The following is a 13,115-nucleotide window of genomic DNA, read 5'->3' as shown; positions in this document are numbered from 1 at the left end:
GTCGGGTATGCCTGTCCTTTGGACGGCTCAGGCGGGGAGGGCCGCCAGAAACCGCGCGATGACATCGAGACTTTCGGGTTCATCGAGAAACGGCACATGGCCACGGTCTTTGACTTCGGCGGCGATCATATCGGGGCGGCGGCGCTGCATCTCCGTGACGCAGGCGCGCGACAGGAGGTTGGAGTTCTCCCCGCGCAACAGGGCCAGAGGCAGGCCCTCGAAGGCGTCGAAGAAGGGCCAGAGATCGACCGCGCCGGTGACGCTTTGGGCCTCGATCGCGTCGCGCAGTTTCGGGTCGTAGCGCAGTTCCAGCCGCCGCGCGCCCTCGCGCCAGATCCGCCGCGCATAGCTGCGCCATTGGTCGCGGGTGACGTTCGGGAATTGGCTGCCGAGGGCTTTCGGCAGTTTTTCGGCGGCATCGTCGAGGCTTTTATAGGCGGAGGGGCGACCGAGATAGTCCATGATATGGCTGAGACCCGTGGGGTCGAGGTCCGGGCCGATGTCGTTCAGGAGCACGCCGGTGAGACGGTGTTTCATCGTCGCGGCCAGCCCCATGGCGATCAGCCCGCCGCGTGAGGTGCCGAGGATCGCGGCCCGCTCCAGCCCGAGATGATCGAGCAGCGCCAAAGCGTCCGCCGCTTCCTGGGGGATGGTGTAATTCATGAAGGCCGGATCGTAATCGGAAGCACCCCGACCGCGGCTGTCGAGGCGGATGACCTGCGCGCGGTCGGCGAAATGGTCCACCACAGGCTCGAAATCGTCCATGTTTCGGGTGAGGCCCGCGAGACAGAGCAGGGGTGCGCCGTCTCCCTGAACGTCATAAGCGAGGTTCAATCCGTCTTTGGTGGTGAAGTGCTGAACCATGGCGGTCTCCTTTGGGCGCAGACTGGCATGTTCGGGGACAGGGGGAAAGCCCTACCGCAACCCGTTCAGGAGCCACGCCCCACCGAGGTAATGCACCGTGAGGGCGAAGGTATAACAGGCCATGACCAGCAGCGCCTGGTTGTGGTTCAGCGGGGCCTGTTCCGGGTGGCGTCTGTGCAGGAGGCTTTGGAGACCGGCGGCGGCCAGAAGGCCCATGGCGATGGAGTGATCGCGGAGCGCTGCGGAGGCGAAGGCGGCGGTCATGAAAAGCGTGACGGTGGTGCCGAGGCGGGGCCAGAAGGCATCCGAGATGGCCCGCATCACCCGCCCGCCCGCAAACGGCAGGAAGGGCAGGAGCATGATGAAATTGAACGTCCCGAGCATGATCGCCGTCACCTGCAAGAGATTGGCCACCATCGGGGCGATGGGCGCCAGAATGGGAAACAGGCCGAAGCACAGCGCCATGGGAACGATGGCAAGCGCGGGGGCGTAGAGTGCCGCGAAGCTTTCTTCGAGCGCATGGCCGAAGGGCCGGTCGGAGCGCGGCGCGGCCAGAAACGGCAGGGGAATGAGGCGCACGCGGGCGACCTCGTGGCCGATGATGCGACAGGCATAGGCCGAGCCCAGCTCATGCAGCATCACGGCGAAGACAAAGCCGAAGCCGAAGAGCGGCGAGGTCAGCGTGGAGACCGAGAGGGTGACGAGGAAACCGATGGCCACGCCCGCGCCGTTGAACCCGCTGGTGTGTATGCGCCCCTCGCTTGTCAGGGGCCTCGTCACGAGCGGCAGGGCGAACAGTCCGAGCGCGATGGCAAGCAGAAGAAGGGTCATGACGAGTCGAATTGCGGCCTTTTTGTGTCTATTGAGGTTTTGATCGGTCCGAAATGTGGCGAGAATGTGGCGAGCGGTGCGTCTGGGAGGGATTCTGCCGAAAGGTAACGCTGTGTTTCCGGGGGGGGCGACAGTGGACGCTGCGCTGCAACACCTCGCCGGGAAGCGATGGGCCCGGGCAAGGATGTTTTCGTTTTTTTCTGAAAACGCTTTACCTTGTCGGGATGGAGCAAAAAAGGCTGGAGGGCCTGATGAACGGCACGGTGGAGAAACTGCGGGAAAGCCTGCGCGAGTTGCAGGTGCAGCTCGAAAAGGAGGCCGTCGAGGCGCGCGAGAAATTCCAGTATCACCTAAGCAACGGGCGGGTGGTCTTCGAAGAGGAGGCACGCCGTCGCGGGCGCGAACTCAAGGTGCGCTGGTCGGTGTTCCTGCGCCGTGCGCGGCCTTGGGAGATTGTCACCGCGCCGGTGATCTACGGGCTGATCATTCCTTTTGCGCTGATGGATCTGTTCGTGACGGTCTATCAGGCGGTCTGTTTTCCGGTCTACGGCATCCCGAAAGTGAAGCGTAAACAATACATCGCGGTGGACCGGCACAAGCTCACCTATCTCAACTTCATGCAGAAGCTGAACTGCGTCTATTGCGGCTATTGCAACGGGCTCTTGGCCTATGTGCGCGAGGTGGCGGGGCGGACGGAATATTACTGGTGCCCGATCAAACACGCCCGCGCCCTGCCGGATCGCCATGACCAGTATCAGCACTTTCTGGAATTCGGCGATGGCGAGGCCTGGGACGAGAAATTCATCGAGATGAAAGGCCGGGCGCGGGCCTGCGAGGGCTGCGACGGGTGCGGGCCGGGCGGCTGCCACTAAGCTCAAGGCTGTCGTGCGGGGGCGCCCATCCGATCGGCGATGTTCTCTGCGATCATCATCGTCGGCGCATTGGTGTTGCCCGCAATGATCGTGGGCATGATTGAGGCGTCGACCACCCGAAGCCCCTCAACCCCGCGCACACAGCCCTCCGGGTCGACCACCGATCCGGCGTCCATCCCCATGCGACAGGTGCCGACCGGGTGATAAATCGTCTCCGCCCGCGCGCGGATGTCGTCGATCAGGGCGGTATCGCCCTGTATGTCCGGTCCCGGAAAAAGCTCGGCTTTGACATGGCGGGCGAGGGCAGGGGCCTGCATCACCTGCCGCGCCTGCTTGAGGCCTGCCAGAAGTGTCTCCACATCCTCGGGCGCGCTGAGATAATTCGCGTCGATCCTCGGAGGCTTCAACGGATCGGGAGAGGCCAGCGTGATCGTGCCGCGCGAGAGGGGCAGCAGATCGCAGACATGCAGCGTCATGCCATAGCCGAACGAGGTCTTGCGCCCGTGATCGCGCAGATAGGCCGGGATGAAATGAAATTGCAGATTGGGCCGGTCGCGCTCAGGGCCTGAGCGCAGAAACCCGCCCGCCTCGGCGACATTCGACGTCAACTCACCTCGTCTCTGGCGCGCAAACTGCCATGCAGCCCGGAGCGCGCGCGGCAGGAAGGTGGGCGCAATGCCGATCGGAAGCCGATCCGCCGCCGCCGTCATTACCGTGATGTCGAGGTGATCCGCCAGATTGCGCCCGACCTCCGGCAGATCGTGCTGCACCTCAATCCCGTGATCCCGAAGCATCGCGCCGGGGCCGATGCCCGAAAGCATCAAAAGCTGCGGCGAATGGATCGCCCCGCCCGACAGGATCACCTCGCCACCGGGATTGAGGTGGATCTCGCGGGTTTCCAGCGCCACGCCACTGGCCCGCCGCCCGTCAAACAAAACGCGGGTGACCTGCGACCCGGTGAGGATGTCGAGATTGCCGCGATGTCGCACCGGATCGAGAAAGGCGCGCGCCGCGGAAAACCGTTTGCCCGTCTTCTGCGTGACCTGAAACAGGCCCACGCCCTCCTGATCCGCCCCGTTGAAATCGCGCCGCTCTGCATAACCGGCCTCCGTCCCGGCTTTGACAAAGGCGCGTGACAACGGGTTCGGGCTGCGCAAATCCGAGACCGCCAAAGGCCCCTCGGTGCCATGAAACGCATCCGCGATCTGCGCGTTCCTCTCCAGCCGTTTGAACAGCTCCAAAGCGCGCGGCCAGTCCCAGTTCTCACCCGCCGCCCGCGCCCAGCCGCGGTAATCCTCCGGGTGTCCGCGCATGTAGATCATCGCGTTGATCGAGGACGATCCGCCCAGAACCCGCCCGCGCGGCCAATAAAGCCTGCGTCCCTTGAGCGCCGCATCCGGGGCGGTCTGATGCCCCCAGTTGACGCCCTTGATCCGCGCCAGAACCGCCAGACCCAGAGGAATATGAATGAAGGGCGAGCGATCCTTGCCGCCCGCCTCAATGAGACAAACGCGTTTGGATGGATCGCCCGAAAGGCGCTCGGCCAAAACGCAGCCCGCGGATCCCGCGCCGATGATGATATAATCGTACATGATGGCTCTCTCCCTGCGCTCAAAGCTACATCAGCTTTTCAGGGCCGCGCAGAAGACGTGGCGTCATGTTTCCTTTGCTGCCGAAAATACTCAAAAGAAAACCCCGCCGAAGCGGGGTTTGTCTGATCTGTCGAGGGGCGTGTGCTCAGAGGTTTTCGATCCGGGGCATGCCCATGATGTGATAGCCGCCATCGACACGGATGATCTCACCGGTGGTGAAGGCACCGCCGTCAGAGGCCAGATAGACCGCCGTGGCGCCGACCGCTTCGAGTGTCGCGTTGGATTGCATCGGCGCGTTTTGCTCGGCGTGTTTGTAGGTCCGGCGCGCGCCGCCGATGGCGGAGCCTGCGAGGGTTTTCATCGGGCCGGGAGAGATCGCGTTGACGCGGATGCCTTCCGGGCCCAGATCGTTGGCGAGGTAGCGCACGGAGCTTTCCAGCGCCGCCTTGGCGACCCCCATCACGTTGTAATTCGGCACGACCATGTTCGAGCCCGCGAAGGTCAGGGTCATGAGTGTGCCACCGTCTGTCATCAGTTCGGAGGCGCGTTTGGCGACGTCGATGAAGCTGAAGCACGAGATGTGCAGCGAGTTTTTGAAATTCGCCTCAGTGGTGTCGCGGAACCGGCCCGTCAGTTCGGATTTGTCCGAATAGGCAATGGCGTGGACGACGAAATCGAGCTTGCCCCATTTCGCTTTGAGCGCCGCGAAGGCCGCGTCCATCTGCTCGGGGTTGGTGACATCCACATCTACCATCGTGTCCGAGCCGACAGAGGCGGCGAGCGGTTCGAGGCGTTTGCCGAAGGCCTCGCCCTGATAGGTAAACGCCAGCTCCGCGCCCTCGTCGGCACAGGCTTTCGCGATGCCCCAGGCGATGGAGCGCTCGTTGGCGACGCCCATCACGAGCCCGCGTTTGCCTTTGAGAAGATCAGCCATTGTCGTGTCTTACCCCAGATATTTGGAAAGCAGCATCGAGCCGTTGGTGCCGCCGAAGCCGAAGGAGTTGGTCATCACCGTGTCGAGACCCGCGTTCTCGATCAGCTTGGTGGCGATCTCCGTCTCGCGGATCGCCGGATCGAGCGTTTCGACGTTGATCGAGGGGATGATGAAATCGTTTTCGAGCGCCAGAAGGCAATAGACCGCCTCTTGTGCACCGGTCGCGCCTTGGGAGTGGCCGGTCATGGATTTCGTCGAGGAAATCAGCGGCGTGTTGCCTTCGCCAAAGACGCGGCGCACGGCTTCGACCTCGCCCACATCGCCGACGGGGGTCGAGGTGCCGTGCGCGTTGATATAGCCGACCTTGCGGCCCTCTTCGAGCGTGGAAAGCGCCAGACGCATCGCCCGCTCGCCGCCTTCGCCCGAGGGGGCGACCATGTCGGCGCCATCGGAGGTTGCGGCAAAGCCGGTGACTTCGGCGTAGATTTTCGCGCCGCGCGCCTTGGCGTGTTCCAGCTCTTCGAGCACGAGGATCGCACCGCCGCCGGAGATCACGAAGCCGTCACGGTTCGCGTCGAAGGCACGGGAGGCTTTCTCGGGCGTGTCGTTATACTTGGACGACATCGCGCCCATGGCGTCGAACAGGCAGGACAGGGTCCAGTCCAGCTCTTCGCCACCGCCGGCAAACATCACATCCTGCTTGCCCATCATGATCTGTTCGGCGGCAGAGCCGATGCAGTGCAGAGAGGTCGAGCAGGCCGAGGTGATCGAATAGTTGATGCCCTTGATCTGATAGGCGGTCGCGAGGTTGGCGGAGATGGTGGACCCCATGCATTTCGGGACGGCAAACGGCCCGACGCGCTTGGTCGATTTGGTGTTCAGAACCGACTGATGCGCGGTCAGCATGGCGGAGGTGGACGGGCCACCGGAACCGGCGATCAGGCCGGTGCGCGGATTGACGACTTCGCCCTCTTCGAGACCCGAGTCCGCAATCGCCTGTTTCATCGCGATATAGGCATAGGCCGCCCCCGGCCCCATGAAACGCAGGGCGCGTTTGTCGACATGCTCCTTGATGTCGATGTCGATGGCCCCGGCGACCTGCGAACGGAAGCCGTATTCCTTCATGTCCTCATTGGCGGTGATGCCGGATTTCCCGGTTTTCAAAGAGGCAAGCACCTCTTCGGCATTGATGCCGATGGATGAGACGATCCCAAGACCTGTGACGACGACGCGGCGCATGACGCTCTCCTCTAATCAGTTGGGGGAGTGTGTAGGCTAGATGGGGGGGCTGGGGCAAGGGGGGCTTCGCAGGTTGCTTATGGCTGCGATACCAACTCTCATGTATTCAGAAATTGATTTAATGATGTGGAGTGCGTTCTTTGCCTTACAATGTGCCCAACAGTGGAATGGATGCGTCCATCCGAAAACGAGTTATTTATCTAGCCAAACTTGCCGTTGAGCACTTCAATGTCGGCGATTGGCAGGCTTTGGGGGCCTATACTGGCCAGCTGGACTTGATTAGTAATCATGACCGTCTCTTACGGAGCTTGAGTTTTGGTGACGCAGATTACTCTGGGCATGCTCACGCTGTAATTTTCCGTATTGTGGAGTTTGATCGTGATAACCTGCAAATTATCGAAGATTACATTGCCGAGAATTACGGTGTCGGTGGTGTAAGCATATCTACTGCGCCTACCCATCAAGCGCCGATAACCTTCGCGCCGAGCGTTTTTGAAATTCCAAAAGGGCAAACTGAAGCAGACCTTGTTGCTGTAATGAGCCCGTTTTCAGCGCCATTTGAGATGGTTTTCCAATCTATTCAGAGTGCGGCCACTGCTACTGGGCTGCGATGTTTGCGTGCGAAAGATATTTGGGAACATTCATCGGTGATCCAAGACGTATTTAGCTTGATTTATAAGGCGCAAATCGTTGTCTGCGACTTCACGGGAAAGAACCCAAACGTTTTTTATGAAGCAGGTATTGCCCATACTCTCGGTAAGCATGTGGTCCCGATTACGCAGAACTCATCTGATATCCCTTTCGATTTACAGCATCATAGGTATTTGTCTTACCTTAACAACTCGGAAGGAAGAGCGAGTCTGGAAAATGAATTGCAGCGTCGTTTTGGCGCGTTAAAATGAGAGGGTCTGCTGACTGATTTTCCGACACCATCTACCGCTTCGTTCGAACTACATGGGCGTCAAGCTCTTTATGTGTTGGCTTGGTGGGCTCGTGCTGCGTAGGGCGGCGGCCTATCTTTTTCTCAGGGAATACTGCTTTAAAAAGAGGCCTAAAGGCCCCTTTTTAACTTCTGTGCTGGCTTGAAAGGCGATCAGCTCTCAGACAGCGCGACTTTCATATCTTTGACCTGATAGATCACTTCGCCATCGGCTTCGACGATGCCGTCCGCGACGCCCATGGTCAGACGACGGGTCTGGATCGCTTTGGTGAAGTCGACCTTGTAGGTGAGCATCTTGCGATCCGGGCGCACCATGCCGGTGAGTTTCACTTCGCCGACGCCAAGCGCATAGCCGCGCCCCTGCCAGCCGCGCCAGCCGAGGTTGAAGCCGGTGAGCTGCCACAACCCGTCGAGGCCGAGACAGCCGGGCATGATCGGGTTGCCGGGGAAATGGCAGTCGAAGAACCACAGGTCCGGTGTGATGTCGAATTCCGCCACGACGTGACCCTTGCCATGGAGCCCGCCATCACCGGAAATTTCGGTGATCCGGTCCATCATCAGCATCGGCGGCGCCGGAAGCTGTGCGTTGCCCGGTCCAAAGAGCTCGCCTGCCGCACATTTGAGCAGGTCTTCCTTGGTGAAACTCGTGGGGTAATCGGCCATGGATGCCCTTGCCTTCCTCATCATCTTTCAAAGTCGTATCCCCTCTATCACCCCGGCCCCGGCGCACGCAAGCGTAACAGGACCGGGAGAGAGCGGCGTTTTTGACACGGTTTTGACAGGGTGAAACGAATGTGAAATGAGAATTAGAGGATTTCCAATTGAAATTTGGATGACATATCTTCTATATTCCATCGGTATTCCCAGGAATTGGACGCCCATGACCCAGACCGAAAACATCGAATCCCGTCGCGGTGCAGCCTGGCTTGCGACTGCCGGTGTGCGCCCGACGCGTCAAAGGATCGCGCTGGCGACGCTTCTGGTGGGCGATGGCCACGATCGGCACGTCACCGCCGAAAGCCTGTTCGACGCCGCACGCGATGCGGGGGAGAAAGTCTCTCTCGCGACCGTCTACAACACCCTGCGCGCCTTTTGTCAGGCCGGTCTGATGCAGGAGGTCACGGTCGATGGCTCCCGCAGCTATTTCGACACCAACATGGACGAGCACCCGCATTTCTTCTGGGAAGACAAGGGCGAGCTGACCGACGCGCCGTCGCATGAACTCAAGATCGAACGCCTGCCGTCCCCGCCCGAGGGAATGGAGATCGCCTCTGTCGATGTGGTGATCCGCCTGCGTCCCAAAGCGCGTCACTGAACGCAATCGCTTGACAGTTATGACAAAGCCCTGCCCTCTGGCGGGGCTTTTGTTTTGCTGGAGGTGGAGATGGAGCGTTTGTTCGTCGCAGAGGATGGGGTGAGCCGCTGCCGCTGGTGCGCTTCCGATCCGGAATACATCCGCTACCATGACGAGGAATGGGGCTACCCGGTCGCCGATGACATCCGTCTGTTCGAGAAGATCTGTCTCGAAGGGTTTCAGTCCGGCCTGTCCTGGTGGACGATTCTGCAAAAGCGCGAGAATTTTCGCGCGGCTTTTGCCGGGTTCGATTATCGCAAGATGGCGACGTTCGGTGCCGAAGATGTCGAGCGGCTGGTGCAGGATAAGGGCATTGTGCGCCATCGCGGCAAGATCGAGGCGGTGATCCACAACGCGGCCCGCGCCATCGAGATGGAGCGCGAACATGGGACGCTCGCGGCGTTCTTCTGGTCGTTCGAGCCGGAGACGGATGAAAGCGGAGGGGAGGTGGTGGCCCAGACCCAGACCTCGCAACGCCTGTCGAAGACGCTCAAGAAAAAGGGCTGGAAATTCGTCGGGCCGACCACCTGCTATGCCTTCATGCAGGCCATGGGCATGGTGAACGATCATCATCCCGGTTGTGCGCATCATGCCAAGGCGGTGGCGGCGCGGGCGGCGTTTACCCTGCCGACCTGAGAAAAGGGGCGAGGCTTTTGAGCCAAAGCTTCGCCTCTGCCGGATCGAACCGTGCCAATGTCGAAAGCTCCGTCTTCACGTCTTCCAGAGCCGCAATTGAGTTCAGGAGCTCGACGCGTTTGCCTTCGGGCAGGGGCAGGCTTTGGGCCGCAAAGAGCATCTGGTGCAGTTCCTGCACCGCGCGCATCTGACGAAACGCCTCCATCATCGGCCCGGCCATCTTCGGGCGTGTCCGCCAGGTGTCGTCGAACAGCGCCGTCACCCGCTGCCCCGCGCCAAGACAATCGAAAGTGACACAGCCGCGATAGCCCCTGTCCGCAAGATCGGCGTGAACGGAGCAGGAGAACCCATCGAGATTGTGACAGGGCAGGCCCGCAGGTTTGTCATGTGCGAACATGTCCCCGGCATCGAAGGCCAGCGCCAGACAACAGAGCGCGGCACAGTTCGAACAGTCTGGCAAAAACTCGGGGTTCATACCGCCATTTGACGCCAAACCCGCGTGCAATCAATAAAAAAGGCGGCCCGCCTGTCGCGCGCCGCCCTGTTTCCTTTGCTGAGAAATACTCAGCTTCAGACGATTTCTACCAGCTCGATGGCGAAGGTGAGGTCCTCGCCCGCCAGACGGTGGTTGGCGTCGAGCGTCACTTCCTCGTCGGTGATCTCGACCACGGTGACGGGGATCACCTGACCGGTCGGGGACTGCATCTGAAGCTGAAGACCGACCTCAAGCGGGATTTCTGCCGGGATCTGGGCGCGCGGCACGGCTTGCTGGGCGTCGGGGTGACGCTGGCCATAGGCCTCATCGGCGACGGCGACGATGGTTTTCTTTTCGCCCACGGTCATGCCCGGCAGGTGCTTGTCCATACCCGGAATGATCTGGCCGGAGCCGACGGTGAATTCGAGCGGTTCGCGGCCTTCGGAGCTGTCGAACACGGTGCCGTCTGCGAGCGTGCCGGTGTAGTGAATACGAACTTTGTCGCCCGATTTAACTTCGGTCATGAAGAGTCCTAACTGTTCGGGGTGAGTTTTTGGGGCCGCGTCTTTACGGGTGCCCAATGACGATTGCGCGAAAGGATAGGCGGTGATCTGTGAAATGCAACCCGATGGTGGGAAAAAGCCGCAAAACCAATCGCAAGAACCGCATGTGAACGCGTTTTTCTAGGAAAACGCTGCCTTACATGCGGATGTTTTAGAAACGCTGCGCTTTTTGAGGCGTGGTCACGCGTTTTGGCTTTGCCAAAACGCTCTTAAAACCACTGCCCCGGTTCCATCAGGCCCAAATCCAGCAATTGCTGGCTGTGCCATTCGAACTCGATGGAATTGTGCCAGCGGAAGGTGGAAATGTCATAGGTCGATCCGGCGTTGGTCTTGAGTGCCTTGGCGGTGCGGAAGGACACGATGGTGGCGGTCAGGTTGTGATGCCAGGGGCAGGCGTAGGTGTTGTATTCCTCGTCGCCGAACAGATGTTCCTCGCTGAGCCGGAGCCCTTTTTTCGCCTTGAAGAGCGCGATCCGGTCGATGCGGCGGCGGTGTGGTGGCATATGTTCCTCGAACCGCCATCTGAGCCCGCCGAAGAAATCGAGCTGCCGCTCTTTCGCGTGCCCTGCGGCATCGGGGCGCCCGAGCGCATAATAGCCCGAGCGGTCGAGATGGGCGTCTTCGAGCGAGACGGCATTGGGATGCGCGTTCAAATCGTCGGCGTAGAGATCGACCACGTAACACAGCATCGCATCGCGCCGTTCCTCGGTGTGGAAGGTCAGCATATCGGTGATTGTGCGGGTCTCGCAGAACGGGAAGAACAGGTATTCCGCATTGTAGCAGTAATACATCCAGATCCCCGGCGCGGCGGCGATGATCCGGTTGACCGCTTTGGTGAGCATCTCCGGCGCGCGGGTGGCGTAGCGGATGCGGTGGATTTTCGCTTCCAGCCCCTCGGGGAGTTTCAGCTCGTCGGGGGCGAACAGGATCACCTGTTTGAACCCCAGCGAGAGGTGATGGCGCAGCGTCGTGTCCACTTCCACGAGATCTTCGGCAAAGATCATCGCGATCGGCCCTTTCAAAAGGGCGTCCTTGCCGTCGGAGAGAAACGTGTCGAGGTTGTCGTAGCGCATGAAAATCCTTTGCCGGGGCAATGTCCCAGTTTCCGGTAAAAAATGCATGAAGGGCAGGGGATTGCAAGGATTGTGGAAACAATTTCGTCATGAGCCCGCTTATGGCGGTCCGGTCCGAGGCGCTTGCCCTCTTGGCCCTCTTGCGCTAGGACACCGCCTCAATTCCCAGCATTCGTGGACCCATGCCCATGTCCGAGACGCCGAGCACCACCAAGAAGCTCTATATCAAGACCTATGGCTGTCAGATGAACGTCTACGACAGCGAACGCATGGCCGAAGCGCTGGGCGGGTCGGGCTATACCGAGGTGTCTTCGCCGGAAGAGGCGGACATGATCCTTTTGAACACCTGCCATATTCGCGAGAAGGCGGCGGAAAAGGTCTATTCCGAACTTGGCCGCTACAAAGACCTCAAGATTGCGAATCCCGATCTCAAGATCGGCGTGGCGGGCTGTGTGGCCCAAGCCGAGGGTGAAGAGATCATGCGCCGTCAGCCGATGGTCGATCTCGTCGTGGGACCGCAGAGCTATCACCGCCTGCCGGAGCTTGAGGCGAAGGCCGGGCACGGGCAAAAGGCGCTCGATACGGATTTCCCGGAAGAGGACAAGTTCGAGAAACTGAAATCCCGGCCCAAGGCGAAACGGGCCCCGGCGGCGTTTCTGACCGTGCAGGAGGGCTGTGACAAGTTCTGCGCCTTCTGCGTTGTGCCCTATACCCGTGGGGCCGAAGTGTCGCGCCCGGTTGAGCGCGTGCTCGATGAGGCGCGCGATCTGGTGGAGCGCGGTGTGCGGGAGATCACCCTCTTGGGGCAGAATGTGAATGCCTATCACGGCGCGGGCGAAGGCGGTACATGGGGGCTGGCGCGGCTGATCCGCGAGTTGGCGACAGTCGACGGGTTGGAGCGCATCCGCTTCACCACGTCGCATCCGAACGACATGGAAGACGACCTGATCGCGGCGCATGGCGATTGCGACAAGCTCATGCCTTACCTGCATCTTCCGGTGCAGTCCGGGTCGGATAAAATCCTCAAGGCGATGAACCGCAAACACACCGCCGAGGAATATCTGCGCCTGATCGAACGCATCCGCGCCGCGCGGCCCGACATTGCCATGTCGGGTGACTTCATCGTCGGTTTCCCCGGCGAGACGGATCAGGATTTCGAGGACACGATGAACCTCGTGCGCGAAGTCGGTTATGGCTCCGCGTTCTCGTTCAAATACTCGCCGCGTCCGGGCACGCCCGCCGCCGAGAAAGAGACGAAAATGGTGGACCCCGATGTGGCCTCCGAGCGCCTCCATCGCTTGCAGACGCTGATCACCGAACAGCAACACGCGTTTCAGGACGCGATGGTCGGGCGCGAGGTTTCCGTGCTGTTCGAACGCAAGGGGCGGATGCCGGGGCAGATGGTCGGAAAATCCGAATATCTTCATGCGGTTCATGTCACCGACGATGTTGCCGTGGGGGAGATCGCACGGGTGAGAATCATCGAAAGCGGGCCGAATTCGCTTGGCGGAGTTGTGCTGCGCTGAGGCGTGCCAGGGGAGACAGGCCGTTCGCATCGGTAAAGTTTTTGCCGCGGTGCGGAGTATCTTGGCAACAATCTTGGCGCTCGTGGATTTTCGTCACGATATGCGACACAATATCTGGTTATTTTCCTTCACTTGGGCCCGAAGTTTGCTATCCTTTAACCACAATCTTGGTGAGTAGGGCGCGGCAGTCTTGCGACTGTAGGGGGCGCGTGTTTT

14 protein-coding genes are annotated in these 13,115 nt (G+C 60.6%); 5 read left to right on the top strand and 9 right to left on the bottom strand.

Annotation, left to right across the window (positions count from 1 at the left end):
• Positions 1-27: 27 nt before the first annotated feature.
• Complete coding sequence (locus tag V1471_RS11665) at positions 28-864, bottom strand: alpha/beta fold hydrolase (protein WP_434288931.1); 837 nt, start codon at positions 862-864, stop codon at positions 28-30.
• Positions 865-915: 51 nt separating this feature from the next.
• Positions 916-1,695, bottom strand: coding sequence for a hypothetical protein (locus V1471_RS11660; RefSeq protein WP_434288929.1), 780 nt, complete (start codon positions 1,693-1,695; stop codon positions 916-918).
• Between the two features lie 251 nt (positions 1,696-1,946).
• Here V1471_RS11660 and V1471_RS11655 point away from each other — a divergent pair, with 251 nt between their 5' ends.
• Positions 1,947-2,567: a hypothetical protein gene (locus tag V1471_RS11655; protein ID WP_434288927.1), complete on the top strand. Its 621-nt coding sequence runs from the start codon at positions 1,947-1,949 to the stop codon at positions 2,565-2,567.
• Between the two features lie 2 nt (positions 2,568-2,569).
• Here the strand turns inward: V1471_RS11655 and V1471_RS11650 are convergent, their stop codons facing one another.
• From V1471_RS11650 to fabB, 3 genes are all read right to left on the bottom strand, one after another.
• Entirely contained in the window at positions 2,570-4,159 is a 1,590-nt protein-coding gene (locus V1471_RS11650; protein ID WP_434288925.1) for a GMC family oxidoreductase, read from the bottom strand.
• Positions 4,160-4,304: 145 nt separating this feature from the next.
• Positions 4,305-5,093, bottom strand: coding sequence for an enoyl-ACP reductase FabI (locus V1471_RS11645; RefSeq protein ID WP_434288923.1), 789 nt, complete (start codon positions 5,091-5,093; stop codon positions 4,305-4,307).
• A 9-nt stretch (positions 5,094-5,102) separates the two neighbouring features.
• The gene (gene fabB, locus V1471_RS11640) at positions 5,103-6,332 is read right to left on the bottom strand and encodes a beta-ketoacyl-ACP synthase I (RefSeq protein WP_434288921.1); all 1,230 of its coding nucleotides are present in this window, start codon (positions 6,330-6,332) and stop codon (positions 5,103-5,105) included.
• A gap of 167 nt (positions 6,333-6,499) precedes the next feature.
• Here fabB and V1471_RS11635 point away from each other — a divergent pair, with 167 nt between their 5' ends.
• Positions 6,500-7,234 (top strand): hypothetical protein, encoded by a 735-nt coding sequence (locus tag V1471_RS11635; protein ID WP_434288919.1) that lies wholly within the window; start codon positions 6,500-6,502, stop codon positions 7,232-7,234.
• Between the two features lie 191 nt (positions 7,235-7,425).
• On the opposite strand, the gene fabA is transcribed toward V1471_RS11635, so the two are convergent.
• Positions 7,426-7,935, bottom strand: a complete 510-nt coding sequence (gene fabA / locus V1471_RS11630; RefSeq protein ID WP_434288918.1) for a bifunctional 3-hydroxydecanoyl-ACP dehydratase/trans-2-decenoyl-ACP isomerase — start codon at positions 7,933-7,935, stop codon at positions 7,426-7,428.
• A gap of 217 nt (positions 7,936-8,152) precedes the next feature.
• On the opposite strand from fabA, the gene irrA reads away from it, so the two are divergent.
• Positions 8,153-8,587: an iron response transcriptional regulator IrrA gene (irrA, locus tag V1471_RS11625; protein WP_434288916.1), complete on the top strand. Its 435-nt coding sequence runs from the start codon at positions 8,153-8,155 to the stop codon at positions 8,585-8,587.
• Positions 8,588-8,656: 69 nt separating this feature from the next.
• Positions 8,657-9,262 (top strand): DNA-3-methyladenine glycosylase I, encoded by a 606-nt coding sequence (locus tag V1471_RS11620; RefSeq protein ID WP_434288914.1) that lies wholly within the window; start codon positions 8,657-8,659, stop codon positions 9,260-9,262.
• On the opposite strand, the gene V1471_RS11615 is transcribed toward V1471_RS11620, so the two are convergent.
• The 3 genes from V1471_RS11615 to V1471_RS11605 all read right to left on the bottom strand — a co-directional run bounded on the left by V1471_RS11615 (position 9,246) and on the right by V1471_RS11605 (position 11,373).
• On the bottom strand, positions 9,246-9,737 hold the full coding sequence (locus V1471_RS11615) for a hypothetical protein (RefSeq protein WP_434288913.1): 492 nt from the start codon (positions 9,735-9,737) through the stop codon (positions 9,246-9,248). The two genes, V1471_RS11620 and V1471_RS11615, sit on opposite strands and share 17 nt — an antisense overlap.
• 95 nt (positions 9,738-9,832) lie before the next feature.
• The gene (locus V1471_RS11610; RefSeq protein WP_434288911.1) at positions 9,833-10,261 is read right to left on the bottom strand and encodes an FKBP-type peptidyl-prolyl cis-trans isomerase; all 429 of its coding nucleotides are present in this window, start codon (positions 10,259-10,261) and stop codon (positions 9,833-9,835) included.
• A gap of 248 nt (positions 10,262-10,509) precedes the next feature.
• Positions 10,510-11,373, bottom strand: a complete 864-nt coding sequence (locus V1471_RS11605) for a hypothetical protein (RefSeq protein ID WP_434288909.1) — start codon at positions 11,371-11,373, stop codon at positions 10,510-10,512.
• Between the two features lie 188 nt (positions 11,374-11,561).
• On the opposite strand from V1471_RS11605, the gene miaB reads away from it, so the two are divergent.
• Entirely contained in the window at positions 11,562-12,899 is a 1,338-nt protein-coding gene (gene miaB / locus V1471_RS11600; RefSeq protein WP_434288908.1) for a tRNA (N6-isopentenyl adenosine(37)-C2)-methylthiotransferase MiaB, read from the top strand.
• The last annotated feature ends 216 nt before the right edge of the window (positions 12,900-13,115 follow it).

It is taken from the genome of Celeribacter sp. SCSIO 80788, assembly GCF_051054295.1.
In the GTDB taxonomy this organism is placed as follows: domain Bacteria; phylum Pseudomonadota; class Alphaproteobacteria; order Rhodobacterales; family Rhodobacteraceae; genus Celeribacter.
This window is presented reverse-complemented; position numbering and strand designations above follow the sequence as displayed.

What these genes read in the sequence shown, in the direction of transcription:
- irrA (WP_434288916.1), top strand. Translation starts at nt 8,153, where the DNA reads ATGACCCAGACCGAAAACATCGAATCCCGTCGCGGTGCAGCCTGGCTT.
- V1471_RS11620 (WP_434288914.1), top strand. Translation starts at nt 8,657, where the DNA reads ATGGAGCGTTTGTTCGTCGCAGAGGATGGGGTGAGCCGCTGCCGCTGG.
- V1471_RS11610 (WP_434288911.1), bottom strand. Translation starts at nt 10,261, where the DNA reads ATGACCGAAGTTAAATCGGGCGACAAAGTTCGTATTCACTACACCGGC.
- V1471_RS11645 (WP_434288923.1), bottom strand. Translation starts at nt 5,093, where the DNA reads ATGGCTGATCTTCTCAAAGGCAAACGCGGGCTCGTGATGGGCGTCGCC.
- V1471_RS11615 (WP_434288913.1), bottom strand. Translation starts at nt 9,737, where the DNA reads ATGAACCCCGAGTTTTTGCCAGACTGTTCGAACTGTGCCGCGCTCTGT.
- V1471_RS11650 (WP_434288925.1), bottom strand. Translation starts at nt 4,159, where the DNA reads ATGTACGATTATATCATCATCGGCGCGGGATCCGCGGGCTGCGTTTTG.
- V1471_RS11655 (WP_434288927.1), top strand. Translation starts at nt 1,947, where the DNA reads ATGAACGGCACGGTGGAGAAACTGCGGGAAAGCCTGCGCGAGTTGCAG.
- miaB (WP_434288908.1), top strand. Translation starts at nt 11,562, where the DNA reads ATGTCCGAGACGCCGAGCACCACCAAGAAGCTCTATATCAAGACCTAT.
- V1471_RS11605 (WP_434288909.1), bottom strand. Translation starts at nt 11,373, where the DNA reads ATGCGCTACGACAACCTCGACACGTTTCTCTCCGACGGCAAGGACGCC.
- fabA (WP_434288918.1), bottom strand. Translation starts at nt 7,935, where the DNA reads ATGGCCGATTACCCCACGAGTTTCACCAAGGAAGACCTGCTCAAATGT.
- V1471_RS11660 (WP_434288929.1), bottom strand. Translation starts at nt 1,695, where the DNA reads ATGACCCTTCTTCTGCTTGCCATCGCGCTCGGACTGTTCGCCCTGCCG.
- V1471_RS11665 (WP_434288931.1), bottom strand. Translation starts at nt 864, where the DNA reads ATGGTTCAGCACTTCACCACCAAAGACGGATTGAACCTCGCTTATGAC.
- V1471_RS11635 (WP_434288919.1), top strand. Translation starts at nt 6,500, where the DNA reads ATGGATGCGTCCATCCGAAAACGAGTTATTTATCTAGCCAAACTTGCC.
- fabB (WP_434288921.1), bottom strand. Translation starts at nt 6,332, where the DNA reads ATGCGCCGCGTCGTCGTCACAGGTCTTGGGATCGTCTCATCCATCGGC.